This is a genomic window from Candidatus Methylomirabilota bacterium (genome assembly GCA_028870115.1).
GTDB lineage: Bacteria > Methylomirabilota > Methylomirabilia > Methylomirabilales > Methylomirabilaceae > Methylomirabilis.
In genome coordinates, this window is record JAGWQH010000082.1 from 62,719 (window position 1) to 88,633 (window position 25,915).

A 25,915-nucleotide genomic window follows, 5' to 3' on the forward strand; every position below is an offset into this window, starting at 1 on the left:
ACCTATGAAGTATTCGTGCTCAGTAGGAGCAGAAAATGGACCGACTGACGCAACAGCAATTCCGGACTCTCCTCGAATTTGTGCGGGGTTTCTATGCCTGTCATGATCGGGATGCGTTCGTCAGTTATCTTCTGTACGGGATCTCGAAGCTCATCCCCACAGGGTTGGTAACATTTGCGGAGATCGATGGTAGCGGACGGATCATGGATGCGAGAGCGGAGCCATCCACCGCCAAGTTCCAGGGTTTCCGACAGCTTTTTGAGCAGCACCTCCCACAACACCCACATTTCACCTACTACCAACAGACCGGCGACGGCGGCGCCATGAAGTTGTCGGATTTCCTCACCCAACGTCAGTTTCACAACCTGAAACTGTATAGCGAGCTGTACAGGCCGATGCGGATGGAGTACGCGATGAGCGTAGCGCTTTCCAGTCCCCGGCCCTTCTGGATTGCGGTCGCGCTGCATCGGAGCCGCCGCGACTTCTCGGAGCGAGACCGGCTTTTGCTGAACCTCCTCCGCCCACACCTGGTTCAGGCCTACGCGAACGCCGAGGTGATCAGGATGATGCGACAGGAGGTCGGGCTCCTGGGGCAGGCCATGGAGGCAAAAGGTCAGGGGGTGATACTCCTCACCAAAGACGGGCGTGTCCGACTCGTAACCGGTCAAGCGAGACAGTGGCTGGCGGAGTATTTCGGACGCTCATCACGACAAGCGGATCGCCTGCCGGAGGTGTTCGGGTCCTGGTTCATGCACGAGGAGGTCTCCATGGATGTAACTGATGACGCCCCGCTGCCTCGCAAGCCGTTCGTTGTGGAACGAGAGGGGGGGCGTCTGGTGGTTCGGCATTTGTGCGAGGCCAATCGTTGCATCTTGCTCATGGAAGAGCGATCTGTGACTATCCAGCCGGTATCTTTCGAGTCGTCAGGCCTTACCAGACGAGAGGCCGAGGTGCTCTTGTGGGTGGCGCAGGGCAAAACCAATACAGAGATTGCGGCGATCCTCGGTCTGAGTTCGCGGACTGTGCAAAAGCATTTGGAGCACATCTTTGAGAAGCTGGGGGTTGAGACACGCGCGGCCGCCGCGCGCATGCTTGCCTTGGGAACCTTACGTATGCGGTGACAGCCTGCGACTGCCGGCCACCTGTCGCGATCTCACGGTGGCCCGTTCTTACGCCGCCTCGGCCTCTTCCTTCAGGCGACAGAAGACCAGACGCCCCGCGGCCGTCTGGACCACCGAGGTGACGCACACCTCGACCGTTTGGCCGATGTGACGGCGGCCGCCATCGACTATGACCATCGTTCCATCATCCAGGTAGGCAATACCCTGGTTGTACTCTTTGCCTTCTTTGAGGATGTAGACCCGCAGTTCGTCCCCCGCCAGCACCATCGGTTTGAGCGCCGTAGTCAGCTCATTGATGTGCAACACCCCGATCCCATGGAGCATGGCTACCTTATACAAATTCAAATCGTTGGTCACGACCTTGGCGTGATGGGTCTTGGCCAGCGCGATCAATTTTGCGTCCACCTCATGGAACTCGGGGAAGTCTATGTCGCTGATCTCGACCGGCACCCCAAGCTTCTTCTGGATTCGCTGCAGGAGATCCAGCCCCAGATGGCCCCGGTTGCGTGTGAGCGGATCCGAGGAGTCGGCAACCTGCTGCAATCCCCGTAAGACACACTGGGGGATCAGCAGCGTCCCCTCTAAAAATCCGGCCTCGCAGATGTCCGCGATGCGGCCGTCAATAAGCACCGAGGTATCCAGAATCTTGTAGCCCTTCCCGTGCGGCGCCTCCCGGACCAGCCGCGCCAAGTGCGCCATACTGAACGCGGGGCTCTTCTCGATTGCGACCGCCGCCCCCAGGTACGCTGTCCCGATAGTAACCATGGCCCGCATGGTCATCGCAATAAAGGCTGGGATAAAGCCGAAAAGGCCGGCGATGGCGCCAAAGAAGAGTTCGGCCAGGCCCAGGCCCAAGACGAACCCGATAATACCGCTGATGATGACTGTGACGGAGGTCTGATGAAACTTGCGCTGCAGGAGATTCACCACCGCACCGCACCAGGCTCCCAGTAGCAGGCCGGCCAACCTCAGCAGCCATTGGTTCGGCCCGACGCTGGCCTGTAAGGCCAGAGAGAACCCGATGGCCGCCCCGCCCCCAATCATCGCGAGTCTCGCACGACAGCTGTTCACCCTGCTCGCCCCCTTTGATCCAGCCAGGATTCAGTGTTCGAAGCACGTTGCTGTTGACATACTTCGGATCCCGCCGTACTGTAAATACGCGTTTTGGCGTATACCGCGGTTCTGACCAGCAGGAGCCAGGAGATGGAACGGCTCAAGCAGCAGCAACTCAGGGCCTTTCTCGACTTCGTGCTGGGCTGTTACGCCTGCCACGATCAGGAGGCGTTCGTCCGCTATCTCCTCCACGGGATCTCGATGCTGATCCCCGCGGAGAGTACGAGCTATGCTGAGATCAGCCTTGAGAGCGGGAAGCTGCTCGATGCCACCAGGGTAGAGCCTTCCCACGTCGAGTTCCCGGAGGCCCGGCAGATCTTCGAGCACTACTTCCACGAGAACCCCTTCGTCACCTATCGCCAGCGCACGGGAGACCGCAGTGCGATCAAAATCTCGGACTTCCTCACCCAACATCAATTCCACCGCCTTGGCCTGTACAACGAGCTCTTTCGACTGGTAGATAAGGACCATCAGATGGCTGTATCGTTAGCCACGCCGTCGCAGATCGAGATCCAGATCGGATTCGGTCGCAGCCGACGGGACTTCTCAGAGCGAGACCGACTCCTCCTCAACCTCGTTCGCCCGCACTTGGTCCAGGCGTATCAGAACGCGCAGGCGATTACGGAGATACAGAAGGAAACCGCGCTTCTGCGCCGAGCGATGGAGATGGGCAATCAGGGAGTGGTGGTCCTCGCCAAAGAGGGACGAATCCGACTAATGACCCGGCAAGCGCGAGCCTGGCTCACGGAGTATTTCGGTAGTCGCTCACAGTCGTCGGATTATCTGCCGGAGACGCTCAGGTCATGGATCACGCACCAGGAAACCCAATTGGCGCACGCCGACGACGCCCCGCCGTCACGAACACCGCTGGTGTTGGAGCGAGACGGAGCGCGCCTGGTGGTGCGACACCTGTGCGAGGCGGAGCAGTGTCTGCTGTTCCTGGAAGAGCGACAGACGACCGTCCTACCGGCCTCCTTGGAACCCTTAGGGCTCACACGGCGTAAAACCGAGGTGCTCCACTGGGTGGCGCAGGGCAAAACCAATGCAGAGATTGCAGCAATCCTCGGTCTGAGTCCACGAACGGTACAGACGCACCTGGAGCACATCTTCAAGAAACTCGGCGTCGAGACGCGCACGGCGGCCGCCACCCTGGCCCTGGGCTGGCGCCCCGGGGCAGAGGCTGCCCAAGGGAAGAGTCCGGTCAAAGAAAACAGGTTGCTCGGGTGAATGTAGGGCCTGATCCTCGTTGTTTACACAGTCTTTTCAAACAGCTTGACAGTCGATCTCTCTTCCTCTAGTATACGACTGAACGCACGTTTGCCCTTGTCGGGGAGCCCGGCGAGGGCATTACTGCATTAAGCGTAATCAGGAGGGACGTATGGCGTCGAACAATGTCGTTCAGATCACGGATCACGATTTTGATGAGCAGGTCATGAAAGGGAAAGGCCTGATCCTGGTTGATTTCTGGGCTGAATGGTGCGGTCCATGCCGGATGGTGGGGCCCATCCTTGATGAATTGGCAACCGAATACGAGGGGCAGATCACCATCGCCAAGCTGAACGTAGACGAGAATCGACAGACTTCGGCTCGATTCGGCATCCGAAGTATTCCGACCATCCTCTTTTTCAAAGATGGGGCGCAGGTCGAGCAGATCATCGGCGCGCTGCCAAAATCAGCCATTAAGGCAAAGGTGCAACAGCATCTGTAACGTACCGCTCTGTCGGAGACCCTGTCACCCCGCCTGCGATCTTTATCGAGCTCTATCCGGGTTTGTCCTTGACCGCTTTTTCTCCCGTATGGTAGGGTGAGCCCTGTTTTTCAGCCTTGCATCACGGTGCCCAGACATGGCGGAGATGTTGCATCCATCGTTCGATGAGTTTTCACGAAAGGCCGAAGACGGGAATCTGATCCCGGTCTATCGTGAGATCCTCGCCGACATGGAGACGCCGGTGTCGGCCTTTCGGAAGATCGATCGTGGTGAGTATGCCTTCCTGTTGGAAAGCGTTGAGGGGGGAGAAAAGTGGGGCCGCTATAGCTTTCTTGGCAGTAACCCCGGTCTGGTCTTTAAAGCAAAAGGGGCAACGGTTGAGGTCATCACCGCGGATGGGATCCAATCCCATACGATTGAAAAAGACCTGCTTGAGCCATTGAAGGCAATCCTTCAGCGGTATCGGCCGGTGCGGGCCGACGATCTCCCCAGATTTTATGGGGGGATGGTAGGGTTTCTGGCCTACGATGTCGTTCGACAGTTCGAACGGCTTCCGATGACGACCAAGGACGATCTCGATCTGCCCGATGCGCTCTTCCTCTTGCCCGATACCCTGCTGATCTTCGATAACGTCTCTCACCGGATCAAGGTTGTCTCCAATGCCTTTGTTCCGGAGGCTACCCCCCGGCGGCTCCGGGAGGCATACGATGACGCCGTCAGGAAGATCGATGAAGTCATCGAGGCGCTGCGGCGCCCGCTCGATGCGCGCTACAGACCGGACGCGGACGAGGGGGAGTTGCAACTGTGCTCGACTATGAGCCACGCGGAGTTCATCCAGGCCGTCCAACGGACGCAGGAATATGTGCGCGCGGGAGACGTTGTTCAGGCGGTAATCTCTCAGCGTCTGTCAACTAAAACGACGGCCGATCCATTCGATATCTACCGGGCCCTCCGGACTATCAATCCGTCGCCCTATATGTACTACCTGCGGCTGGGCGATTTCCGGGTGGTCGGCAGTTCGCCTGAACTGCTCGTCCGATTGGAGGAGGGGAGGATCGACCTCCGTCCCATTGCCGGCACCCGCCCCAGGGGGCGCAACGATACAGAGGACCTGGCTCTGGAGCAGGAACTCCTCGCGGATCCCAAAGAACGGGCAGAACATATCATGCTGGTAGATCTGGGACGCAACGATGTGGGGCGGGTAGCAAAGGTCGGATCGGTCGCTGTGTCGGAGTTGATGGCGGTCGAGCGATATTCGCACGTGATGCACATCGTTTCCAACGTCAAGGGACTGCTCGCTGAGGGGTATGACGCCTTCGATCTGCTGCGCGCCTGCTTTCCCGCGGGGACCGTGACCGGCGCTCCCAAGATACGGGCTATGGAAATCATCGAGGAGCTGGAGCCCGTTCGTCGGGGGCCGTATGCGGGCGCGATCGGATATTTCGGCTTCTCTGGCAACATGGATACCTGCATTACCATTCGCACCGTTATCGTCGCTGACGGGACCGCGCATGTTCAGGTGGGCGCCGGGATCGTTGCCGACTCCGACCCGGAGCGGGAGTACGAGGAAACGATGAACAAGGCCAAGGGGATGCTCAAGGCGATCCAGATGGCCCAATCTGGTGATCTGCTCAGCGGCTGGAAAGGATGAAATATACCGGGCGCAGACAAAACGCTACATGACTTTCACTGCGAGACTGCTTCGGTTGCTACGCTCCCTCGCAGCGCCGTTTTATGTATTGTGTGAGTATGAATATGCTGGTCGTCATCGATAACTACGACTCCTTCACCTATAACCTGGTCCAGTATTTGGGCGAGCTCGGCGAACACCCTCGCGTCTTCCGGAACGACCAGATCACGCTGGAGGCGATTGAAGCCCTTCATCCGGATCGGATTGTCATCTCGCCTGGACCGAAGAGTCCCAAGGAAGCCGGCATCAGTTGCGATCTCATCATACGGTTTGCCGGACAGGTTGCGATCCTCGGCGTCTGTCTCGGTCATCAGTGCATCGGCGCCGCGTTCGGGGGCCGAATCGTGAGGGCGGCTCGTTTGATGCACGGCAAGACCTCTCCGATCCACCATGACGGTCGAACCATCTTCTCGGGACTTCCGAACCCATTTGAGGCGACGCGCTATCATTCGCTTCTCGTAGATCGGGAGGGGTTCCCGGATTGCCTGGAGATATCCGCACAGACTGCAGAAGGGGAGATCATGGGGGTTCGCCATAAGACGCATCGGATCGAAGGGATACAGTTCCATCCTGAATCGATCCTCACGAAAGAGGGTAAGGCCCTGCTCGGAAACTTCCTCTCCCTCTCCTGAAGGAGCGGTAAGCGTAGACAATGATTGTGGGAGCGCTACAGAAACTGGTCGAGCGAAGGGACCTCAGCCCTGATGAGGCCTTCATGACCATGGAAGAAATGATGTTGGGGAAGGCGTCCGACCCGCAGATCGCGGCCTTCCTGACGGCGCTCCGGCTCAAGGGCGAAACGGTGGCTGAGATCACCGGTTTTGCGAGGGCGATGCGGGAGCAGGTCTCCCGAATCAGGGTGCGCAGCCGGGTCGACGCTTCAGGTTCCGGGACTGACACCGGGAGACTGGTCGATACCTGCGGCACCGGGGGCGACGCCAGTCACACCTTTAACATCTCAACGGCGGCTGCCTTCGTAGTGGCTGGAGCGGGTGTCCAGGTAGCCAAGCATGGCAACCGCTCCGTGTCGAGTCTGTGCGGAAGCGCCGACGTCATGGAGGCGCTGGGCGTGGATCTCACGCTGACGCCGGAGCAGGTGGGGGAGTGCATCGACGAAGTCGGCATCGGGTTTCTGTACGCGCCGCTGTTGCACCCGGCCATGCGGCACGTGATGACGGCTCGCCGGGACATACGGATCCGGACGGTATTCAATATCCTTGGCCCACTCACCAATCCCGCCCAAGCGCCGGCTCAGGTAGTGGGCGTGTATGATGCGTGCCTCACCGAACTGTTGGCGACAGCCCTGATCGATCTGGGATCGAAACGGGCGTTTGTCGTCTGTGGCCTGGATGGGCTTGATGAGCTCTCACCAGCGGCGGAGAGCCGGGTCTCTGAGGTCAAAGATGGGCGCGTTCATACCTACATGCTTTCGCCGGAGGATTTCGGTCTCACACGGGCTTGCCTCAGCGACTTGCAGGGTGGCGGTGCGGAGGAGAATGCGGAGACCATCAGGCGAATCCTGGATGGAGAGAAGGGGCCGAAACGCGACGTGGTGCTGATGAATGCTGCGCTGGCCATTATCGCGGGCGGCAAAACCCATGACTTCCGGGATGGCGCCGGACTGGCGGCTCGCTCGATCGATACGGGCGCCGCCATGGAGAAGCTTCGCGGCCTGGTGGAGTTCAGTGAGCGACATGGCCGGCAAGGTGTGTAGGGGCGCTGCTTGCTGCGCCCGCATAGTGCGTGATGATGCTGCGTCGCATTCTTGAGCACAAGCGGCAGGAGGTGGCGGAGCGGGAGGCAGGCGTCCCGCTCACGGAGATGAGGGCGCAAGCGTTCGACTCACCGCCTCCGCGCGATTTCACGACGGCTGTGACGAGGAGGCGAATGGAGACGGGGGTTGTTGAGCCTCTGAAGGCCATTGCCGAGATTAAACGCGCCTCGCCGTCGGCTGGGGTCATCCGCGAGCCGCTTGACGTGGCTGAGATTGCGGCGTCTTACCGGGCGGCCGGCGCACGCGCGATCTCGGTCCTTACGGATGGCCGGTTTTTCATGGGAAGTCTGGAGGACATCGCGACCGCCAGAGCGGCAGTTGATCTGCCGGTGCTCAGGAAAGAGTTTATCATTACCCCCTACCAGATTTATGAGAGCCGCACGCATCAGGCAGACGCGATCTTGCTGATCGCGGCGGCCCTTGAAGCCTCACAACTGCAAGACCTCTATTCGCTGGCCAAGTCGCTCTCCCTGCACCCGCTGGTGGAGATCCACACCCTGGCGGAACTCGAAATCGCGAAGGCCGTGGGGGCTGCGCTGATCGGGATCAACAATCGCGATCTAGCGACGTTGGAGACCCGATTGGAGACGACGTTTGCGCTCCTCCCACACCTTCCCCGGGAGGCTGTGGTCGTGAGTGAAAGCGGTATCAGGCGGCCGGAAGATGTCCGGCGCCTGGCTGAAGCCGGCGTAGACGCGATCCTGGTCGGTGAAGCCTTGCTGACAAGCCCGGATCCTGGGGGCAGACTTCGTGAGTTATTGGTGGGAGCCGAATGCTGAGTAGAGTCGAAAGGTGATACGGGTCAAGATTTGCGGCATTACGTCGCGTGAAGATGCCTTGGCTGCGGTGGAGGCCGGTGCCGATGCCCTTGGCTTCATCTTCGTGGAGGGGACGCCTCGGTACGTTGAGCCGGAGGCCGCGGCCGCCATTGCCGCCCTGATGCCGCCGTTTGTCGCCACGGTAGGGGTGTTCGTCGACCGAACGCCTGAGGATATCGAGCGGATCGTGCGTGGATCAGGTCTAAGTCTCGCGCAACTGCACGGCCATGAGAGTCCAGACACATGCGGTCATTTGCGCGTTCCTTTCATCAAGGCTATCCGGATTCGAGATGAGCGCGACCTGGAGGGCTTACACATCTATCCGCAGGCGAGGGCGTTCCTGCTGGACGCTTACGTCGCTGGCCGACCTGGCGGGACGGGCAGAACCTTTCCCTTGGAGGTCGCCGCCAAGGCAGCGCGGCAGACCAGGGTCATCCTGTCCGGCGGTTTGACCCCGGACAATGTCGCCCTAGCGGCCACACAAGTGAGGCCCTATGCAATCGATGTCTGTAGCGGTGTCGAGGCCTCTCCGGGTCGGAAAGATCATCACAAGGTGAGGGAGTTCATTGAGCAAGCCAGAAAAGCCGACGCGCGCTGAGACGCCCCATCAGGGTTCGCTTCCCGATGCCCGCGGACACTTCGGGAGGTACGGAGGGAAATTTGTTCCGGAGACCCTGATGGCGGCGCTTGCGGAACTGGAGACGGTATATCTCCATGCCAAGGCTGATCCCGGCTTTGAGTCGGAGATGCAGAACTATCTCCGGCATTATGTAGGACGCCCGACGCCGCTCTATTTCGCAGAACGGCTCACCAACTATCTGGGCGGGGCGCGGATCTATCTCAAACGTGAGGATCTGTGTCATACCGGGGCGCACAAGATCAACAATACTATGGGCCAGGCCTTGTTGGCCCGCCGCATGGGCAAGTCTCGGGTCATCGCCGAGACCGGGGCCGGGCAGCACGGGGTGGCCACAGCCACGGTCGCGGCCCGATTTGGCCTGACCTGTGAAGTCTATATGGGTACCGAGGATATGCGGCGACAGGCCTTGAACGTCGTCCGGATGCGGCTGCTGGGCGCCAAGGTGACCCCGGTTGAGTCGGGCAGTCGGACACTGAAGGACGCCATTAACGAGGCGATGCGTGACTGGGTCACCAACGTCGAGACGACTCATTATGTGCTGGGCTCAGTCCTGGGGGCTCATCCGTACCCGATGATGGTTCGAGATTTTCAGTCGGTCATCGGCAAGGAGACCAGGGCACAGATCCTGGAGCTCGAGGGCAGACTGCCGAGCTGCCTGGTAGCCTGCGTCGGCGGCGGCAGCAACTCGATCGGCTTGTTCCACAACTTTCTTGATGAGCCGACTGTCCGAATGATCGGAGTAGAGGCGGGTGGACTCGGCATCGACACCGGTCGTCACGCCGCCCGATTTGCGTCGGGTGAACTGGGCGTCCTGCACGGAACGCTGAGCTTCGTTCTGCAGGATGGCGATGGGCAGATTCGACCGACCCACTCAGTCTCAGCCGGTCTCGATTATCCGAGCGTCGGTCCGGAGCACAGTTATCTCCGAGACCTCGGGCGGATCGATTTTGTTTCGGCTACCGACGCTGAGGCGCTGGAGGCTTTTCAGCTTCTGAGCCGGCTTGAAGGGCTGATCCCGGCGTTGGAGAGCGCGCATGCCATCGCTTACGTGAAGAAGCTGGCCCCGACGCTGGGCAAGGACCAGATTGTGGTCGTGAACCTATCAGGCCGAGGCGACAAAGACGTAGAGGTTGTGGCGAATCTATTGGAGTCTGAGTCGCAAAATCCCTCCAACCACCCTTTACAAAAGGGGGGCACGGAGGGATTTGGGGTGCGATGAGCATGAATCGAATTGATGAGCGCTTCCGTCGTCTCAGGAAATCCGGTGAGCGGGCCCTGATGCCGTACTTGACGGCCGGCGATCCTGACCTTGATACTACTCGTTTACTCATCTTGGAGTTCGAAAAGCGCGGCGCGGATCTGATAGAGATCGGCGTACCGTTCTCGGACCCTCTAGCGGATGGTACGACCATCCAACGGGCGTCCCAACGGGCGCTGCTGAGTGGCACGACGCTCCCGCGAATCCTCGATATGATACGGGAGCTTCGCGCGGAATGTCGGCTGCCGCTGCTCTTAATGAGTTATGTGAACCCGATCTTTCATTTCGGGTTTAGTCGGTTCGCCAAGGAGGCTGCAGCGGCGGGTGTCGATGGGTTGATCGTGCCGGATCTGCCGCCTGAGGAGGCAACCGAGTTGATCGAGGCGGCGGGCGCTTATGACCTTCACACCATCTTCCTGATCGCTCCGACCAGTCGACCCGAGCGGGTACGGACGATCGCGGCCGCCTCAAAGGGCTTTATCTACTATGTCTCCTTGCGAGGCGTGACCGGGGCGCGTACCGGCTTGAGCGAGGATCTCGAAACCAGCCTTCGGATGATCAGAGCTGAGACCGACCTGCCGCTTGCGGTAGGGTTTGGCGTCTCAACACCCGAGCAGGTGCGGATGGTGTCGAGGGTGGCGGATGGCGTAATCGTAGGAAGCGCCATTGTCTCGTTGCTGGAACAAACAGCCGGGCAAGCAGATCAGTTGAAACGCGCGGGTGATTTTGTTGCTTTGTTGAAGACGTCGACCATCGAGTAGAAACCTTCCGGTTCATATCTGTAACTACCTATCACTACGCATGGATGTGACTCTTCCATCCGATATTGCTTGACAAACCCCCCAGTGACGGCGTATGAAGGTTGATATAGGACTACGTTTCAATAACAGATGGTTGCTAACAGTAGGAAATAGCAATGTTTTCATGGATGGCGCGTCAAAGGGAACTAGTTGGATTGGATATCGGGACCAGTTCTATCAAGGCCGTGCATGTTTTACGATCACGAAGTTCTTATAAGGTAGCCGAATTAGGCATCGTCCAAATCCATCCCGAGGCGATCGTAGATGGAATCATCATGGATGCTGCTGCCATCAGCACCGCCATTCGGCAACTCTTTGACAAGCATGGCATTGCCGTCAAGGATGTGGCCTTTTCTGTTTCCGGGCATTCGGTCATTATCAAAAAGATTAAAGTTCCCAAGATGAAGACGGCAGAACTGCGCGAAGGGATCGCGTGGGAGGCTGAGCAGCACATTCCGTACTCGATCGAGGACGTCAACCTTGACTTCCAGATTCTGCGAGAGGTCGGTCCAGACGAGCAGGAGATGGATGTGCTGCTGGTCGCTGTGAAAAAGGACACCCTGAACGACTATCTCGCGGTAATTTCGGGGGCTGGGCTGAGTGCCGCAGTCGTTGATGTGGACGCCTTTGCCATCGAGAATGCCTTCACGATGCCTAAGAAGGTCCAGTCGGATGAGGTAGTGGCCCTTGTGAACGTCGGAGCGGCCGTTACCAATATCAATATCCTTCACGGTGGTATCTCAGATTTTACCAGGGATAGCCCACTGGGGGGTAATCGACATACTGAATCACTACAGAAGAGCGTGGGCTTAAGTTTTGAACAAGCCGAGGCGTTAAAGAAGGGGGAGCCGGTTGACGGGCACAGCTTCGCGGAATCCACACCTATAATTGAAATGGTCAATGGCGAGTTGGCTATGGAGATACGACGCTCCTTCGATTTTTATCACTCAACGAGCCAAAAGGATACGATTCACCGCGTCGTATTGAGCGGTGGGTGCGCGCTGTTGCCGGATTTTGCGCCCTCTCTCTCAAGAGCGCTTGAGCTTCCGGTTGAGATCGCCAATCCTTTTCAATACATCGTTGCCGATTCAAAGAAGTTCGATATCCAATACCTGGCCAGTATCGCGCCCCAGATGACAGTCGCGGTGGGATTGGCCCTTCGCGAGCCGGAGGATGATGCCGGATGATCAGGATCAACCTTCTGCCGCGTGAGAAGCGACGAAGAAAGAGTCGCGTCAAGGTCCCTCAGGCAGCGATCGTTGCCTTGGTGATTCTTACTGTTGGTGGCATGTGGGGATACTGGTGGTTTGTAAAGCGGGACGTAGAACGACTTCGGACGGACATCGCCGCGACAAAAAGCAAGATCGCCAGCAACCAACAGGCTATCAAAGTGGTTGAGCAGTATACCCGCGACAAGAAACAGCTTCAGGACCGCCTGACACTCGTTCAGCAATTGGCCGCCGCCCAAAATAATTCGGTCCGTCTGCTTGATGGCATCGCCCAGGCCTTGCCTGAGGGCGGTTGGCTCACTGAAATCAAAAAAGACTCTGGAAAGCTCATCATTCAAGGATATGCCTCCTCACACTTTGTCGTCGCCGAATTGATGTTGGCGCTTCAGAGACTCAAGCCGATTATTAACAGCGTTGAGTTAAAATTTTCGGAGCTCGCGTCGCACGAAAGCAGGCCAGTCGAACGATTTGAGATTCTTATGACCTTGTCGGTGTAGACAGAAGGAGGAGAGGGATGCTGTCTTCTGTTGATCTATCGGCCTACACTGCCAACTTCCCGCTGAAGCAAAAGGTTGCTCTCGGCGTCATATTCGGTACGCTTGCGGCCGTCGTCTATTGGCAATTCATTCTCGGATCGGAGTGGACCGCACGGAGCGAGGCTCAGGCTGAATTGCTCCGCTTGAAAGCACAGGTGGAGCAGACCAGGCAGATCGCAAGCCAAAAACCTCGCCTGGAACAAGACATCACGCTCTTGCGAGCACAGCTCCAGCGTACGGTCCTGCAGCTTCCGACTGAAAAGGAGATTCCATCGCTGCTGAAACGGGTTGCCACTCTCGGCCAGGAGGCGGATCTCGACGTTGCCTTATTCAAGCCAGGAACCCCGGTGGCGAAGGAGTTCTATACTGAGGTTCCAGTACAACTGAAGGTGATGGGGACATACCACGACCTCGGACTGCTCTTTGAGCGACTTGGCCGGTTGGAACGGATTGTCAACGTGGCCGACCTGACGATTCGCCAGGCAGCGAAAGGGCAGAGGGCTGGAGACAGCATTCAGGCCGAGTTTGGTGTGGTGACCTACACCTACACAGGTACTTCGGCAGCGAAGAGTGGTGAGGCTGCGAGTGTGGCAAAATAGGATCCTGCGCAAGATGGCTGTTGGCATCGTGATCACCCCTATTTTTGTGACCGCCCTGGCCTGCGGCAGGGATACAATGCCGCCCGCGCCTTCGCCTGTTCAGAGCCTGCCCAAGCCTGTACCTCCCGTTACCTCCTTACCTCAAGAGGAGAAGCAGAGTCCCGCGTCGTACCAGTCCCGGGGGCGTCGCGATCCGTTTCGGCCACCTCGGGCCATGACGGCGGAAAAGCCCCCGACGGTACATCTGAATCTAACGGGTATTGTCCGGGAAGCTCACTCCTACTATGCGTTGGTGGAGTCGGATTCATCACCCGGTATGGGGTACATCATCCATGAAAACGACGTGGTTGATTCGGCCAAAGTCGTCAAGATTACCAAGGATAGTGTCGTATTTGAGGTGCACACAAAGAATTCGGAGGGCAAGTTGCTCACCCGCTACGTAGAAAAACATATGCTGTCAGTACAGTCCAGATGAAGGCAACCGGAGGCAACAACGTGGTACGAAAGCGTTGGCTCGCGGCCGCAGTCCTCTTCGTCTTTTCCACGTCGTGCGCGACCACTGGGGTGTCAACGAATCAGACGCTGCGGCGCTCCCCAGGCGATCCATCTTCTCGGGTTGCCTCTTCTGCAGCGGCAGTTATCGGTGTAACCGGCGTACAGGTCCGGGCGGATGGACCGGACGGGATATCCATCATTGTCACAGCTGATGCGGCGCTGGTCGATTATACCTCGTTTGCGGAGCACGCCCCGCCCCGCCTCGTTATCGATCTCCCTCATGCCCGGAACGCGATCAGCCGGCCTGTCACGCTGGCGGCCGGCTCCCCTGTCTTGCGAGTGGAGACGATGGAGCTTCAGCAATCCCCTTTCCCCATTCTTCGCTTGATGTTCGATTTCAACCGCCTGCTGCCGTATCGCGTAGAGTTAACCCGCAACGGCTTGCAGATTCTAGTCAGCCAGGAGGTCTCCGAGCACGCGCCAATAGCGCAAGAACCGACACAACTGGAGCAGGCCGCCGAACCCGTGGTCCGCCCTGTCGAACCGATGACAAAAGGCTCGGTGCAGGCCGAGCAGCCTCCAGTCGTCTTACCCCCTGCTCCGAAAGAGGAAACGCTATCGCCGAAGCCCGCTGCTCTTCCGACAGCGGCTAACCGCCCCAGCCGCGAGGCAACCGGCAAACCGGGGCAGGGGACGCCACCGCCTCCGACAATCGCCGCCGCCAACAAACGGTTATCGATGGACTTCAAAGGAGCCGATCTCGACGACCTGCTGCGCCTCATCTCTGAAGTGAGCGGTCTGAACATCGTCGTCGCGCATGGCCTCAAGGATCGGAAAGATCGCGACGTCACCGTGCGATTGAACAATGTCGAGTGGCGTCAAGCGCTGGACGTGATCCTCAGGGCCAAGAGCCTCAGCTACGAGCAGGATGGTAATCTGATTTATGTGGGTTCGAAGGGCGAGATCCAAAAGAGCAAGGAAGACCGGGCGAAAGACATTGAGACGGCGGCGCTCAAAGATCTGCGAATAGACGAGGAGAAGCGGAAGGGCGAGGAGGCGAAGCGGAAGGTCGAGGAGGAAAGAAGGAAGGCTGAAGAAGAAGAGCGCCGATACGCTGAGGAGCCTCCATGCACAAAGGTGATACGTCTGGCGTATACCAAAGCCCTTGACGTCAAAAGGCATTTGGAACGGCTGAAAACGCGGCGAGGAAGCATTGAATTGGAGGCGACGACCAACACCCTGATTGTGAACGATGTGCAGTCGGTATGCACGAAGATGGCTGCCCTCGCCAAAGAGCTTGATGCGCCGCCGAAAGATCCCTTCGTGACCAAGCTGCTGCCGTTTAATTACGCGAAAGCTACCGATCTGAAAACGCACCTGACTGCGCTGAGGACGAAGGAAGGCAGTGTGATCGTCGATGAGCGATCAAGCCGTATCATCGTGAAAGACCTCCCTGAGGCCGTGGAGCGGATCGAGGCGTTTTTGAAGCAGATCGATATTCCGACGCCGCAGGTCCTGATCGAAGCAAGGATTGTCGAGGCCACCCGCCAGTTCTCTCAAAGTCTTGGAATTCAATGGGGTGGGACAGGGATTCCGACGAGAGCGGGGAGTACAACGGGGGTAACGGCTTTCGGAGGAACTTCCTCATCCAGCGGAAGCTCCTCATCCGGAGGAACTTCCTCATCCAGCGGAAGCTCCTCATCCGGAGGAACTTCCCTTCCGATTCAGTTCCCCAATTTTACGTCACCTACTGGCAATCCATTTCCCGTCACAGGAGGAGGGGTCCCATTTCTCGGGCCAGTCCCGCTCGCAGTGAATCTTCCGGTCACGTCGCCGGCTTTCGCGCTCGGCATGACTATCGGTAGTCTCGCGAATCGATTCCTTGTAGGAGCCCAGCTTTCAGCGGCTGAGAACAATGGCAAGATCAGGACCCTGTCGTCGCCGAGGGTGGCAACTCAGGACAATGAAGAAGCAGAGATCAAGCAGGGGACACAAGTCCCGTATACCACGATCGACAGCTCGGGGCGTACGGTTGTTCAGTTTCAGAATGCATTTATTAGCCTGAAGGTGAAGCCCCACATCACACCAGACGGTCGGGTCGCGATGAAGGTCGAGGCGGAGCGCTCCTTCCCCGGGCAACGGGTAGACTTCTCGCAGGGATTCGTCTTCCCCATCAACACGCGCAAGGCCACGACCAACATTATGGTTCAGAACGGCTCGACTGTGGTTATCGGCGGGCTGCTGCAGTCCACCGAGGCGACTACCACAGATCAAGTACCGGCTCTCGGTGACATCCCAATCCTGGGTTGGCTCTTTAAGCGCCGTTCGATCGGACCGGATGAGCGAGTAGAGCTTCTGATTTTCCTTACACCCTCTGTCCTTCAAGAGTCTCGGCTCTAGAACTGAGTAAACTCTTTGGAGGCGGTAACAATGAGTTGGCCTCAGCACAAGCGTAAGAAATCGTTTCTCGCTTTCACGGTAGGATTGGGCGTACTGCTCTGGTCTTCAGCGCCGATCCGCGCTGAAGAGGCAGGCCTGACAGAGCTGTATGCGGGGATACGAGAGAATACAGTACGGTATATTGCGCTCGGAACCCCAGGCGATCTCATAAGGCTGCAAGACGCTTTCTACAGAACTGAACGGGAACTTGCCAAATTACTGCTCGATATCCCCTCGGAGGGATCGGCACAGCTTGCGAATCAACAGCAAACGTTCAAAGACCTCAAGGATCGCCTTGCCGAATCACAAGATTTCCGGAGGCTCCTCGACCGCCCTGACGAAAAGGCTCCCATTGCTCAGTTACCACTCATGGGCGCTGAGGAGTGGAACGCTATTCGAAAGCAGATCTCAGGACGTGTCGAAGCGTTGCGAGGGGCCATCGACAGTGTTGAAGAGGCCATCCGCTCTGAAGAAGCTGCGCATATTCTCACCCTTATTGACGAAAGAAAAGCGCTCGCTAATCTCCTTGAGAAGAAGCGACTGGAACTACTGACAGAGTATTCAAAATGGCTCGAGTGCCAGGTTGCCGATCGATCATGCCTGCATCAAAGGCTTCGGATCCTCTGCGAAATCAGGCTGCTCTCATCAGGCGCAGAGCGACTTCACATCCTTCGGCTCATAGCTGACGTTGACAGCCGACTCAATGCCGGTGGACAGATTGAGTCAACCAGTTGCGACAGCCTCTAGCGCAATGATAGCGAATCGTCATATAACAACCCTGGCTATAGCATTCCTCCTCAGCCTGCCCTCCGCCTCGAATGCTGAATACCTCATCTATCTCAAGGGGGGGCATTTCATCGTAGCTGATGATTGCACCTTTTCCACCAGCCAGGGGGTTGGAAAGGGTCTCCAGGCCAGCGAGCAGCCAATCTTCGTGGAAGACTGCACGAAGGGGAAGCCAAGGAGCCAAATCTTCTGGAGCACGACTAATGGGTACTTTGGAGAGCTGAACGTCGACGATGTCTATGCTATCCTCGGAACAAAAAGTCTCCAACCGATTAAGCCGTCTGGCGCCACCATGCCGTTGGAAGATTACCTGATCACCAATCGTGACGAGAGCTTTGTAAACGCAAAGGTCGTCGAAGAGAAAGGTGTCGATATTTATGGGTTGAAGCGAGATGAACTAGCTAAGGTTGATCGGCGAGGTGTCATCGAGATTGCCCCTGAACGTCTGGCAAAAAGCCGATCGGGTGAGGGGCTATGTCCTGGGGAGCCGGTTGAATTCGCGGTGAGTGAAGTCGAGGTCGTGGACGGTCATCTGATCGGGGTCGTCACAAACCTCTCGAAGGCTCCGTGGAGACCGTGGATCGACGTTGAAGTTTCCGTAAAGGGGAGACGCCGGGGTAAGTTTCAGATCGGAGATAAGGATGGTGATGCCCCGTTGCCGAATATCCTTGTGCTTGATGAGAGTACTTCGGTCGATCAGCCGCTGCCGGCCAGATTACTCAAGGAGTTAGAGCGCCTCAGTGAAGCCGACGCGGGCGTTCGGCTCTGCTATCGGAAGATCAAGACTACTGCTGAGCTGTTGGCCAAGTAAGGACTGCCTGCCGAATCCGCCTCGCTCAACGTACCGCTCACCTGAATCTCCTCCCCAACACGCTTGTCGGCTGGGTTTTCCCTTTTATCGTGTTATCACTTGGGGTACAATCCGGCCTGTAAAGGATACATCATGCGTACGCTGCTGAAGTATTTCTCCTCGGTTAGAAAATTCCCCTCACCCTCTCCCTCTCCCCAAGGGGGGCGAGGGGCAATAAGAGATGACTCCTCTCCTCATCAGGGAGAGGATGGAGGTGAGGGGGTACGAGGGAGCATAATACCCATAGGCGCACCGCCGGTGAATGGGGTATCGGCCACATGGCTGATTGTGATCGTAGTTGGCGTTGTCCTGGGCTGGGGGTTCCTTGATCCGTGTAACCTCATGGCCGAGAACGAGCCGATGATCCTTTCGCTGGGCGATGACTCCTATCTCACTTGGTCAGAGGTGGAGTCGAAGACCGGCGCGGTCGTCACACGCGAACTCGGAGATTCCCCACTTGCCGCGTTCTCCGTGGTTATCCTCTCGAACGTGAGCTATGACAGCCTGCCGGAGGCGGTGCGCGATGGGCTTGCTGACTATCTGGAGCGCGGGGGTTCATTGCTGGTCACTGGTGGACAGCAGTCTTACGGGAGTGGGGGATATGCCGGTACACCGTTAGCGGACCTTTTGCCGCTCAAGCCATCACGGGATGACTGGGTTCCACACCCCTTCGGCCCGACGCTGATTTTTCAGCCTAGCCATCCGATCCTGAGAGACGTCGTAATCCCGACAATGGCCTTCTTCAACGAGCTCGACCTGAACAGCGGCGCTCAGGAAATCGCACAGTACCGCAAGGCATCCAAGGCAGCCTTTGCAGGTGGGGGCGACCCTGGAGGCGGAGAGATTGCGGGAGGCGGGCGTCGCCCCATGCCGCTTATTGCTGAGCGCAGTATCGGCCCAGGAACTATCCTGGCGATTGCGCTGGACATGACACTCACCGGCGACTGGAAGGATCGGGATCGTTTTGCGCAGAATTGCGTCGAGTATCTGCTCCAGCGCTCCAAGATCGAGTCTCTCAAGCCGCCAAAGGAACCGGTGACGGAGTGATGGGATGTTGCGCTATCTGACCGCGGGCGAATCTCACGGTCCTATGCTTGCGACGATCCTGGAGGGTATCCCAGCCGGTCTTCCGCTTACCGTCCAGGAGATTACGCGTGAGCTCGTGAGAAGGCAGCAGGGGTACGGACGCGGGGGCAGGATGCGCATCGAAAATGACGAGGCCGACATTGTAGGCGGCGTTCGTCATGGTCTGACTCTTGGTGGACCGATCGCGATCCTGATCGCAAATCGCGATTGGGAAAACTGGAAGCTTACGATGGACCCAGCGCCGATAGGGAGGGAAGCTGATCCAAAAGGGGCCGTCACTCGTCCAAGACCGGGACACGCGGATTTGGCCGGGGCTCTCAAATACGGGCAACAGGATATCCGTAATGTACTTGAACGAGCGAGCGCTAGGGAGACGACCGCCCGTGTGGCTGTCGGAGCCGTCTGCAAGCGGTTACTGCTGCAGTTCGGCGCTGAGGTATTCAGTCATGTTGTTGGGATCGGACCCGTCGCGGCTAAGACTGATGACCTCTCGTTTACGGAGATTCGAGAGCGCGCCGAGGCCTCCCCAGTGCGATGCGCGGATCAGCAGGCTGGCGAAGCGATGATGCGGAAGATCGACGAGGCAAGGAGCAGAGGCACCAGCCTCGGGGGCGTATTCGAGGTGGTCGCGCTCAATCTCCCGGTTGGGCTCGGTAGTTATGTGCATTGGGACTGCAAACTCGACGGCTGGCTTGCCCAAGCGGTGATGAGCATCCAGGCGATCAAAGGGGTGGAGATCGGTCTGGGGTTTGAGGGTGCCAGGCGATTCGGGTTTGAAACCCATGATGAGATCTTCTACGAGAACGGTCGCTTCATGCGGAAGACCAACAGGGCAGGTGGGCTGGAAGGGGGGATGTCAAACGGCGAGCCGATCCTCATTCGGGGCGCGATGAAGCCGATTGCCACGCAGTACACCCCGATGGCCTCAGTGGATCTCCGCACAAAAGAGCCATTTCACGCGAGCATCGAACGATCGGATATCTGCGCTGTTCCCGCCGCCGGGGTGATCGGGGAGGCCGTTGTGGCGTTTGAGATTGCGCGGGCATTTCGTGAAAAGTTTGGCGGCGACAGCTTACAGGAGATGACACGCAATTACCAGGGGTATATCACCTCGATTCGCGAACGCTAATATGAAGATCGTACTCACCGGATTCATGGGGACAGGGAAGAGTGTGGTGGGTCGTCGACTCGCCCAACGGCTTGCGTTGCCCTTTATCGATCTGGACGACGCGATCGAAGCGGCGGCGAATATGGCGATCCCGGAGATTTTTGCGATTGAGGGAGAGTCCGGCTTCAGGAGGAGAGAGCGGGAGTTGATTGCGGGCCTGGCGAATCGCCGGAGTTGTGTGATTGCCACCGGAGGCGGCGCCGTGCTCGACCCGGAGAATGTCCGGAATCTCAGAACTGGAGCGGTCCTCGTGTGTCTCGTAGCTGAGCCGGCCGTTATCCTGCAGCGGCTGGGCGCCGACACCCATCGTCCGCTTTTACACATTCCGGACCGGCTCGCCAGGATCCGGGAGCTGCTGGAGCAGCGAGGTGTCGCCTATGCCCAAGCGGATCTCTCTATTGATACGAGCGGAGCGGATATAGAAGAGATCGTCGATCGGATCGTGTGCCGTCTCCGCCTGGAGACAGCCGGGAGCGTGGATAGAGGGCGATGAAGAGTGTGGCCAGAGTCCCCGTAGCGCTCGGCAGCAGGAGTTACCAGATTGTCGTTGGGAGTGGATTACTGAAGCAACTGGGCGCTCTGTGTGGTGAGCTGCTTCCGAGCAGGCGAGTGATGATTGTCACAAATCCCGTCGTAAGGCGACTCTACGAGGCCAAAGCGTCAGCCTCGCTGCGGCAGGCCGGGTTCCAGGTGGCAATCACAGAGGTTCCGGCAGGGGAACGGGCGAAGTCGCTGCGTCAGGCGGCCGGCCTGTATCGGGCCTTCCTGCATAATCGGATGGATCGCCGCTCTGCCGTGGTTACCCTGGGTGGGGGGGTGATCGGAGATCTGGCAGGGTACGCGGCCGCGACCTTCCTTCGAGGTCTGCCGTTGGTGCAGGTTCCAACGACGCTTCTGGCCCAGGTGGACAGTAGTGTCGGCGGAAAAGTTGCCGTCAATCTGCCAGCGGGGAAGAATCTGGTCGGCGCCTTTTACCAGCCGTCGCTGGTCGTGGCTGATGTTCAGACCATGAGGTCGCTGCCGCCGCGACAGATGCGGGCCGGGCTGGCCGAAGTGATAAAATACGGCATGATCGCCGATCGGGAGCTGTTCGCGTACGTCGAAACGCACCTGGATGCAATCCTCCGCGCAGAGGAAGAGCCCCTGACCCATCTTGTGACCCGCTCATGCGCGATCAAGGCGCAAGTCGTCGAACAGGATGAACGGGAGGAGGGGGTGCGCGCAATCCTCAACTTCGGGCATACCGTTGGTCACGCCCTTGAAACCACCGCCGGATATCATCGACTTCTTCACGGTGAAGCGATAGCAATCGGAATGGTCGTAGCGACAATGCTTTCGGTTAACCGAGGCCTTTGCGAACACGAAGATCTGGATCGGTTGCGGAGCCTCCTGACCAGAATCGGATTACCGACAAGCGCCCATGCAGATACATCGAGTCTTTTACACACAATACGTTATGATAAAAAGGTGAGAAATCAGATGATCTATTTCGTCGTAACCAAGGGGATCGGCCATGCGACATTAGCGGCCATTTCGGACCTTGGTGAGCTGAAGGCCGCCTTCCGTGCGGCGTGGAGTCGGTGACCATGGGTGACGTGAAAAGCAGCTCGGGAAAACGTATTCTGGTGTTGAACGGACCTAACTTGAACCTGTTGGGACGTCGAGAACCGGATCAGTATGGTCGTACAACGCTGAAGGAGATTGAGGATGAACTGAGGTCCTATGCGGACTCACGAGGAGTCGAAATCCGTTTCGTTCAGTCCAACCACGAAGGCGAGCTCATCGATACGATCCACAAGGCCATGGGATGGGCTGATGCCATGATTGTCAACGCCGCCGCCTTAACCCATTCGAGTGTGGGGCTGCGGGATGCGATCGTTGCCGCGGCTATCCCGGCGGTCGAGGTCCATCTGTCAAACATCTACCGCCGTGAAGAGTTTCGCCATCGTTCTTTGATCGCCGATGTTGCCGCCGGACAGATCACTGGATTCGGCGCCTTTAGTTATCGGCTGGGGCTAGAGGCTGCCCTTCAGCTACTTGATAAAAAGGGATCGTGAGATGAACGCTCAGGTCTCGTTTACTCATGGAGAAAAGAGATGATGATTTCTGGAGGAGATCTGCGCCCTGGGGTGAAGGTTGAATTGGATGGCAGTCCCTTCGTTGTCACAGACTTTCAGTGGGTCAAGCCCGGCAAAGGCGGCGCCTTCATGCGCACCAAGCTGAAGAATATGAAGACCGGCGCCATCATTGACCGCACATTCAGAACCGAGGAGAAGCTTCCGAAGGCGGAGGTAGAGGATCGCAAAGTACAGTTCCTCTACCACGACGGTGACGTCTATCACTTCATGGATACGGAGAGTTTCGACCAATTCACGATGAATGAGAAACAGCTCGGAGAGGCCAGCGGCTTCCTGAAGGAAGAGATGATTATCTCGGTCCTAAACCATCGTGGGGAACCGATCGGTGTGGTGCTACCGACCTTCGTTGAGCTCAGGGTGGTCCAGACGGACCCCGGCTTCCGTGGCGACACGGCGTCCGGCGGCTCCAAGCCGGCGACACTCGAGACGGGCGCCACGATCCAGGTTCCGCTGTTCATTAACGTCGGGGATCTACTTCGTGTAGACACGCGCTTCGGTAGTTATGTAGAGCGAGCCTGAGGCGATTCACCGATCTCTGTATTGGGTCGACAACCTGTCGCGTCATTGCGAGGCGAAGCCGAAGCAATCTTACAGTCCTTCAGAACAACGATGGTGAGATTGCCACGCTCCCGTTGGTCGCTCGCAATGACAGCTCATTGAGTTGCAGTGTCTTGTGAGAAATATATGCCTATGGGCGTATCGCAGACACATGCAGTATTGCTCTGCGAGATAGCTCCGTGATTCCCTGGCAGGCATGTCGCCTGTGTGTTATCACCGACCGCCGGTATGCTCGCGGCTTGAGCCACTTCAACATCGCGGCGCGAGCGGTGGAGGGCGGTGCGTCGATGATCCAGCTTCGGGACAAGGTGGCCGGACCCCGTGAGCTTCTACAGGAGGCGCGTCAGATCGCTCGACTGTGTCAAGAGCGCGGAGTACGCTTCATCGTCAATGATAGACTCGACCTGGCCCTGGCGGTCGATGCCGATGGGGTCCACCTTGGGCAGGACGACCTGCCGCCAAAGGCCGCCCGCGCACTCCTTGGAATCGGCAAGATTCTGGGGGTTTCGACTCACTCCGTGGAGCAGGCGGTTCGGGCCGCAGAGGAGGGCGCCGATTATCTCGGCATCGGGCCGATCTTCGCGACCGGAACGAAAGCCACCGGCTACGAGCCAAAAGGCTGCGAGATCATCCGACAGGTGCAGGCCCGGGTCGATCTTCCGCTCGTGGCCATCGGCGGCATCACATTGAGCAACGTTGGGATCGTCATTCGAGCCGGGGCGGCCGGAGCCGCGGTAATCTCGGCGATCGTCGGCGCCGATGACATCACCACAGCGACTCAGGCCTTCGCAACAGCGATTCGACAAGCGAAGGGCGAGTGCTAATACAGTAGGAAGCCAACGGCAATCTTTTCACAATATTTCTATAGTCGGCAATAAGGTTGCGCTCGTAAGTGCTTGTCGATTCGATGTGTGTATGGAATCGGATCCGTTGCATAGCATCATCATGCTGCCACTAATTCGATCGAGGAGGGAAGAATGGGACGGCGGTGGTTGTGGCTGTGGAAGGCTCTCACGCTTATCCTACTCATTGCCGCAAACGCCCAGGCGGCCGGTGCTATAAAAGTTGGTGTGGCCGGACCACTGACGGGGGATCAAGGCGCTCTGGGACAGGAGCTGAAGAACGGCGCCATCATTGCCGCAGACGAGTGGAACGCCAAAGGGGGTCTCCTGGGACAGAAGATTGAGATCGTCTGGGGTGACGATCAACACGATCCTAAGCAGGCCGTTGCGGTCGCCAATAAGTTTGTCAATGAAGGGGTCGTCGGGGTGATCGGCCATTTCAACAGCAGTTGCTCGATTCCGGCGTCTACTATCTATCGCGACGGCAAGGTTGTGCAGCTTACCCCTGCGTCGACCAATCCGCAATTCACTGAACGCGGCCTGTGGAACGTCTTCCGCGTATGCGGCAGGGATGACCAGCAGGGCGGTGTGGCGGCCAACTTCATTGTGAAGAAGCTAAAGAAGGCGAAGGTCGCAGTCCTGCACGATAAGACCACATACGGACAAGGGCTGGCAGATGAAACGGTGAAGGCCCTGGAAAAGGCCAGGATCAAGCCTGTCTACTACGGGAGTATTACGCAGGGAGAAAAAGACTACCGACCGGTTCTGACCGCTGTCAGACAGACCGATCCGGGAGTCCTCTTTTACGGCGGCATCTATCCGGAGGCCATCCTGATCACGAAGCAGATGCGCGAACTGGGAATGAAAACGATCTTTATTAGTGGCGACGGCGTCTGGGCCAAGGAGTTCGTTGAGATTGCGGGTAAGGCTGCGGAGGGCGCCTTTATCACGTTCACCCCGGACCAAACAAAGATCAAGGAAGCCCAGGGAGTCATCCAGCGGCACAAAGAAAAGTTTGGCACCGCGGTGGGAGCCTACACCGTGTATAGCTATGTGGCCGCCGTGCTTCTCTTCGATGCGATTGCCGCGACTCAATCTACCGATGGCGTCAAGATCGCGGACTATATCAGGAAGACGAAATGGAAAACCGCTCTCGGACCGATTCAGTTCGATAAAAAGGGTGACGTGCTGGTGTCGCCCTACGTGATCTGGGAGGTGAAGAACGGAAAGTTTGTGGAACTCCAGTAGGCGGAAAGGGTACTTGTGACGTAAAAGGGAGGGAAGGGAGCCATCTCTTCCCTCCCTTTGCGTTGAGGGGACATGCTGCTTCAACAGTTGGTGAACGGGTTAACGCTTGGTAGTGTCTATGCGCTGATCGCGCTGGGCTATACCATGGTCTACGGGATCATTGAGCTGATTAACTTCGCCCACGGCGAAATCTACATGTTGGGCGCCTACATTGGAATCATCACCTTCAGTCTCCTGACCACGCTTCATCTGACATCTCCGGATTCCGGCATCACCCTCCTCTGCATGATGATCGCGGCGATTCTCTTCTGCGGCGCCTACGGCATCACCATTGAACGGTTGGCCTACAGGCCGCTGCGTAGCGCCCCGCGTCTGTCTCCGCTCATCAGCGCTCTGGGCGTCTCGATCTTTCTCCAGAATTTCGTCATGCTGGCCCAGGGGCCCAGGGATAAGGGGTTCCCTGAACTGTTCATCCAGGGTGGAATCGACCTGCCGGGTGGCAGGATCAGCGCAATCCAGATCTTCATCATAGTCACCTCTGTCCTGATGATGTGCGGGCTTCACCTGTTGGTGCGCCGGACCAAGATCGGTAAGGCGATGCGGGCAGCAGCCCAGGATAAGCAGATGGCCAGCCTAGTCGGTATCGATGTGAACCGAGTGATCAGTGTGACGTTCCTTATCGGTTCGGCGCTCGCGGCAGTGGCTGGCGTAATGGTCGGAATGTACTATGGTCTGATTAACTTCTACATCGGCTACATCGCCGGCATTAAGGCCTTTACCGCCGCTGTGCTGGGGGGGATCGGCAGCATTCCCGGCGCGATGCTGGGAGGAGTGCTGCTGGGTCTCATTGAGAGCCTGGGGGCGGGCTATATCTCCAGTGAGTACAAAGATGTGTTCGCGTTTGCTATCCTGATTCTTGTACTGATCTTTCGCCCCTCGGGCCTATTGGGTACGGACACATCAAAACGCGCCTAGGAACACCATGCGAACCTTGTCGCATTCTCTTCCATTCTATCGCC

27 protein-coding genes are annotated in these 25,915 nt (G+C 57.9%); 26 read left to right on the plus strand and 1 reads right to left on the minus strand.

Features of this window, described 5'->3' with window-relative positions; all coding sequences use genetic code 11:
- The first annotated feature begins 203 nt into the window (after window positions 1–203).
- Window positions 204–1,121: a helix-turn-helix transcriptional regulator gene (locus KGL31_09330; GenBank protein ID MDE2322100.1), complete on the plus strand. Its 918-nt coding sequence runs from the start codon at window positions 204–206 to the stop codon at window positions 1,119–1,121.
- A 48-nt stretch (window positions 1,122–1,169) separates the two neighbouring features.
- Here the strand turns inward: KGL31_09330 and KGL31_09335 are convergent, their stop codons facing one another.
- The gene (locus KGL31_09335; GenBank protein MDE2322101.1) at window positions 1,170–2,165 is read right to left on the minus strand and encodes a TRAM domain-containing protein; all 996 of its coding nucleotides are present in this window, start codon (window positions 2,163–2,165) and stop codon (window positions 1,170–1,172) included.
- Between the two features lie 543 nt (window positions 2,166–2,708).
- Between KGL31_09335 and KGL31_09340 the strand changes: the two genes are divergently transcribed.
- The 25 genes from KGL31_09340 (at window position 2,709) to KGL31_09460 (ending at window position 25,871) form a co-directional block, all read left to right on the plus strand.
- Window positions 2,709–3,461, plus strand: a complete 753-nt coding sequence (locus KGL31_09340; protein MDE2322102.1) for a helix-turn-helix transcriptional regulator — start codon at window positions 2,709–2,711, stop codon at window positions 3,459–3,461.
- Between the two features lie 151 nt (window positions 3,462–3,612).
- Window positions 3,613–3,942 carry a thioredoxin gene (gene trxA / locus KGL31_09345; protein ID MDE2322103.1) on the plus strand — a complete coding sequence of 110 codons (330 nt, stop codon included), beginning with the start codon at window positions 3,613–3,615 and terminating at the stop codon, window positions 3,940–3,942.
- A 145-nt stretch (window positions 3,943–4,087) separates the two neighbouring features.
- Window positions 4,088–5,593: an anthranilate synthase component I gene (trpE, locus tag KGL31_09350; protein ID MDE2322104.1), complete on the plus strand. Its 1,506-nt coding sequence runs from the start codon at window positions 4,088–4,090 to the stop codon at window positions 5,591–5,593.
- Window positions 5,594–5,697: 104 nt separating this feature from the next.
- On the plus strand, window positions 5,698–6,264 hold the full coding sequence (locus tag KGL31_09355; protein MDE2322105.1) for an aminodeoxychorismate/anthranilate synthase component II: 567 nt from the start codon (window positions 5,698–5,700) through the stop codon (window positions 6,262–6,264).
- A gap of 20 nt (window positions 6,265–6,284) precedes the next feature.
- On the plus strand, window positions 6,285–7,346 hold the full coding sequence (gene trpD, locus KGL31_09360; protein MDE2322106.1) for an anthranilate phosphoribosyltransferase: 1,062 nt from the start codon (window positions 6,285–6,287) through the stop codon (window positions 7,344–7,346).
- Window positions 7,347–7,381: 35 nt separating this feature from the next.
- Window positions 7,382–8,185, plus strand: a complete 804-nt coding sequence (trpC, locus tag KGL31_09365) for an indole-3-glycerol phosphate synthase TrpC (protein ID MDE2322107.1) — start codon at window positions 7,382–7,384, stop codon at window positions 8,183–8,185.
- A gap of 13 nt (window positions 8,186–8,198) precedes the next feature.
- Complete coding sequence (locus tag KGL31_09370) at window positions 8,199–8,822, plus strand: phosphoribosylanthranilate isomerase (protein MDE2322108.1); 624 nt, start codon at window positions 8,199–8,201, stop codon at window positions 8,820–8,822.
- 79 nt (window positions 8,823–8,901) lie between these two features.
- Window positions 8,902–10,083: a tryptophan synthase subunit beta gene (gene trpB, locus KGL31_09375; GenBank protein ID MDE2322109.1), complete on the plus strand. Its 1,182-nt coding sequence runs from the start codon at window positions 8,902–8,904 to the stop codon at window positions 10,081–10,083.
- Window positions 10,084–10,085: 2 nt separating this feature from the next.
- A complete protein-coding gene (trpA, locus tag KGL31_09380) occupies window positions 10,086–10,883 on the plus strand; it encodes a tryptophan synthase subunit alpha (protein ID MDE2322110.1) in 798 nt (265 codons plus the stop codon).
- A 167-nt stretch (window positions 10,884–11,050) separates the two neighbouring features.
- Window positions 11,051–12,109 carry a type IV pilus assembly protein PilM gene (gene pilM, locus KGL31_09385; GenBank protein MDE2322111.1) on the plus strand — a complete coding sequence of 353 codons (1,059 nt, stop codon included), beginning with the start codon at window positions 11,051–11,053 and terminating at the stop codon, window positions 12,107–12,109.
- Complete coding sequence (locus tag KGL31_09390; protein ID MDE2322112.1) at window positions 12,106–12,648, plus strand: PilN domain-containing protein; 543 nt, start codon at window positions 12,106–12,108, stop codon at window positions 12,646–12,648. The genes pilM and KGL31_09390 overlap by 4 nt, the downstream gene beginning before the upstream one ends.
- A gap of 17 nt (window positions 12,649–12,665) precedes the next feature.
- Window positions 12,666–13,286 (plus strand): type 4a pilus biogenesis protein PilO, encoded by a 621-nt coding sequence (pilO, locus tag KGL31_09395; protein ID MDE2322113.1) that lies wholly within the window; start codon window positions 12,666–12,668, stop codon window positions 13,284–13,286.
- A 13-nt stretch (window positions 13,287–13,299) separates the two neighbouring features.
- Entirely contained in the window at window positions 13,300–13,761 is a 462-nt protein-coding gene (locus KGL31_09400; GenBank protein ID MDE2322114.1) for a hypothetical protein, read from the plus strand.
- A 20-nt stretch (window positions 13,762–13,781) separates the two neighbouring features.
- Window positions 13,782–16,181, plus strand: coding sequence for a type IV pilus secretin PilQ (pilQ, locus tag KGL31_09405; protein MDE2322115.1), 2,400 nt, complete (start codon window positions 13,782–13,784; stop codon window positions 16,179–16,181).
- 30 nt (window positions 16,182–16,211) lie between these two features.
- Window positions 16,212–16,967, plus strand: a complete 756-nt coding sequence (locus KGL31_09410; GenBank protein MDE2322116.1) for a hypothetical protein — start codon at window positions 16,212–16,214, stop codon at window positions 16,965–16,967.
- Window positions 16,968–16,971: 4 nt separating this feature from the next.
- A complete protein-coding gene (locus tag KGL31_09415; protein ID MDE2322117.1) occupies window positions 16,972–17,817 on the plus strand; it encodes a hypothetical protein in 846 nt (281 codons plus the stop codon).
- Between the two features lie 297 nt (window positions 17,818–18,114).
- Window positions 18,115–18,903, plus strand: a complete 789-nt coding sequence (locus KGL31_09420) for a hypothetical protein (protein MDE2322118.1) — start codon at window positions 18,115–18,117, stop codon at window positions 18,901–18,903.
- 7 nt (window positions 18,904–18,910) lie between these two features.
- Window positions 18,911–20,071: a chorismate synthase gene (aroC, locus tag KGL31_09425; protein MDE2322119.1), complete on the plus strand. Its 1,161-nt coding sequence runs from the start codon at window positions 18,911–18,913 to the stop codon at window positions 20,069–20,071.
- Window position 20,072: 1 nt separating this feature from the next.
- Window positions 20,073–20,603, plus strand: a complete 531-nt coding sequence (locus KGL31_09430) for a shikimate kinase (protein ID MDE2322120.1) — start codon at window positions 20,073–20,075, stop codon at window positions 20,601–20,603.
- Window positions 20,600–21,694: a 3-dehydroquinate synthase gene (gene aroB, locus KGL31_09435; protein MDE2322121.1), complete on the plus strand. Its 1,095-nt coding sequence runs from the start codon at window positions 20,600–20,602 to the stop codon at window positions 21,692–21,694. The genes KGL31_09430 and aroB overlap by 4 nt, the downstream gene beginning before the upstream one ends.
- A 2-nt stretch (window positions 21,695–21,696) precedes the next feature.
- Window positions 21,697–22,167, plus strand: coding sequence for a type II 3-dehydroquinate dehydratase (aroQ, locus tag KGL31_09440; protein ID MDE2322122.1), 471 nt, complete (start codon window positions 21,697–21,699; stop codon window positions 22,165–22,167).
- Window positions 22,168–22,209: 42 nt separating this feature from the next.
- Window positions 22,210–22,767 carry an elongation factor P gene (efp, locus tag KGL31_09445; GenBank protein ID MDE2322123.1) on the plus strand — a complete coding sequence of 186 codons (558 nt, stop codon included), beginning with the start codon at window positions 22,210–22,212 and terminating at the stop codon, window positions 22,765–22,767.
- A gap of 218 nt (window positions 22,768–22,985) precedes the next feature.
- Window positions 22,986–23,630, plus strand: coding sequence for a thiamine phosphate synthase (thiE, locus tag KGL31_09450; protein ID MDE2322124.1), 645 nt, complete (start codon window positions 22,986–22,988; stop codon window positions 23,628–23,630).
- Between the two features lie 153 nt (window positions 23,631–23,783).
- Window positions 23,784–24,896, plus strand: coding sequence for a branched-chain amino acid ABC transporter substrate-binding protein (locus KGL31_09455; GenBank protein MDE2322125.1), 1,113 nt, complete (start codon window positions 23,784–23,786; stop codon window positions 24,894–24,896).
- A gap of 72 nt (window positions 24,897–24,968) precedes the next feature.
- Window positions 24,969–25,871 (plus strand): branched-chain amino acid ABC transporter permease, encoded by a 903-nt coding sequence (locus tag KGL31_09460; GenBank protein ID MDE2322126.1) that lies wholly within the window; start codon window positions 24,969–24,971, stop codon window positions 25,869–25,871.
- Window positions 25,872–25,915 lie beyond the last annotated feature (44 nt).

Excerpts from the sequence above, each read along its gene's own strand:
- KGL31_09330 (MDE2322100.1), top strand. The coding sequence starts at position 204 with ATGGATGCGAGAGCGGAGCCATCCACCGCCAAGTTCCAGGGTTTCCGA.
- KGL31_09335 (MDE2322101.1), bottom strand. The coding sequence starts at position 2,165 with ATGATTGGGGGCGGGGCGGCCATCGGGTTCTCTCTGGCCTTACAGGCC.
- KGL31_09340 (MDE2322102.1), top strand. The coding sequence starts at position 2,709 with ATGGCTGTATCGTTAGCCACGCCGTCGCAGATCGAGATCCAGATCGGA.
- trxA (MDE2322103.1), top strand. The coding sequence starts at position 3,613 with ATGGCGTCGAACAATGTCGTTCAGATCACGGATCACGATTTTGATGAG.
- trpE (MDE2322104.1), top strand. The coding sequence starts at position 4,088 with ATGTTGCATCCATCGTTCGATGAGTTTTCACGAAAGGCCGAAGACGGG.
- KGL31_09355 (MDE2322105.1), top strand. The coding sequence starts at position 5,698 with ATGCTGGTCGTCATCGATAACTACGACTCCTTCACCTATAACCTGGTC.
- trpD (MDE2322106.1), top strand. The coding sequence starts at position 6,285 with ATGATTGTGGGAGCGCTACAGAAACTGGTCGAGCGAAGGGACCTCAGC.
- trpC (MDE2322107.1), top strand. The coding sequence starts at position 7,382 with ATGCTGCGTCGCATTCTTGAGCACAAGCGGCAGGAGGTGGCGGAGCGG.
- trpB (MDE2322109.1), top strand. The coding sequence starts at position 8,902 with ATGGCGGCGCTTGCGGAACTGGAGACGGTATATCTCCATGCCAAGGCT.
- trpA (MDE2322110.1), top strand. The coding sequence starts at position 10,086 with ATGAATCGAATTGATGAGCGCTTCCGTCGTCTCAGGAAATCCGGTGAG.
- pilM (MDE2322111.1), top strand. The coding sequence starts at position 11,051 with ATGGCGCGTCAAAGGGAACTAGTTGGATTGGATATCGGGACCAGTTCT.
- KGL31_09390 (MDE2322112.1), top strand. The coding sequence starts at position 12,106 with ATGATCAGGATCAACCTTCTGCCGCGTGAGAAGCGACGAAGAAAGAGT.
- pilO (MDE2322113.1), top strand. The coding sequence starts at position 12,666 with ATGCTGTCTTCTGTTGATCTATCGGCCTACACTGCCAACTTCCCGCTG.
- KGL31_09400 (MDE2322114.1), top strand. The coding sequence starts at position 13,300 with ATGGCTGTTGGCATCGTGATCACCCCTATTTTTGTGACCGCCCTGGCC.
- KGL31_09410 (MDE2322116.1), top strand. The coding sequence starts at position 16,212 with ATGAGTTGGCCTCAGCACAAGCGTAAGAAATCGTTTCTCGCTTTCACG.
- KGL31_09415 (MDE2322117.1), top strand. The coding sequence starts at position 16,972 with ATGATAGCGAATCGTCATATAACAACCCTGGCTATAGCATTCCTCCTC.
- KGL31_09430 (MDE2322120.1), top strand. The coding sequence starts at position 20,073 with ATGAAGATCGTACTCACCGGATTCATGGGGACAGGGAAGAGTGTGGTG.
- aroB (MDE2322121.1), top strand. The coding sequence starts at position 20,600 with ATGAAGAGTGTGGCCAGAGTCCCCGTAGCGCTCGGCAGCAGGAGTTAC.
- aroQ (MDE2322122.1), top strand. The coding sequence starts at position 21,697 with ATGGGTGACGTGAAAAGCAGCTCGGGAAAACGTATTCTGGTGTTGAAC.
- efp (MDE2322123.1), top strand. The coding sequence starts at position 22,210 with ATGATTTCTGGAGGAGATCTGCGCCCTGGGGTGAAGGTTGAATTGGAT.
- KGL31_09455 (MDE2322125.1), top strand. The coding sequence starts at position 23,784 with ATGGGACGGCGGTGGTTGTGGCTGTGGAAGGCTCTCACGCTTATCCTA.
- KGL31_09460 (MDE2322126.1), top strand. The coding sequence starts at position 24,969 with ATGCTGCTTCAACAGTTGGTGAACGGGTTAACGCTTGGTAGTGTCTAT.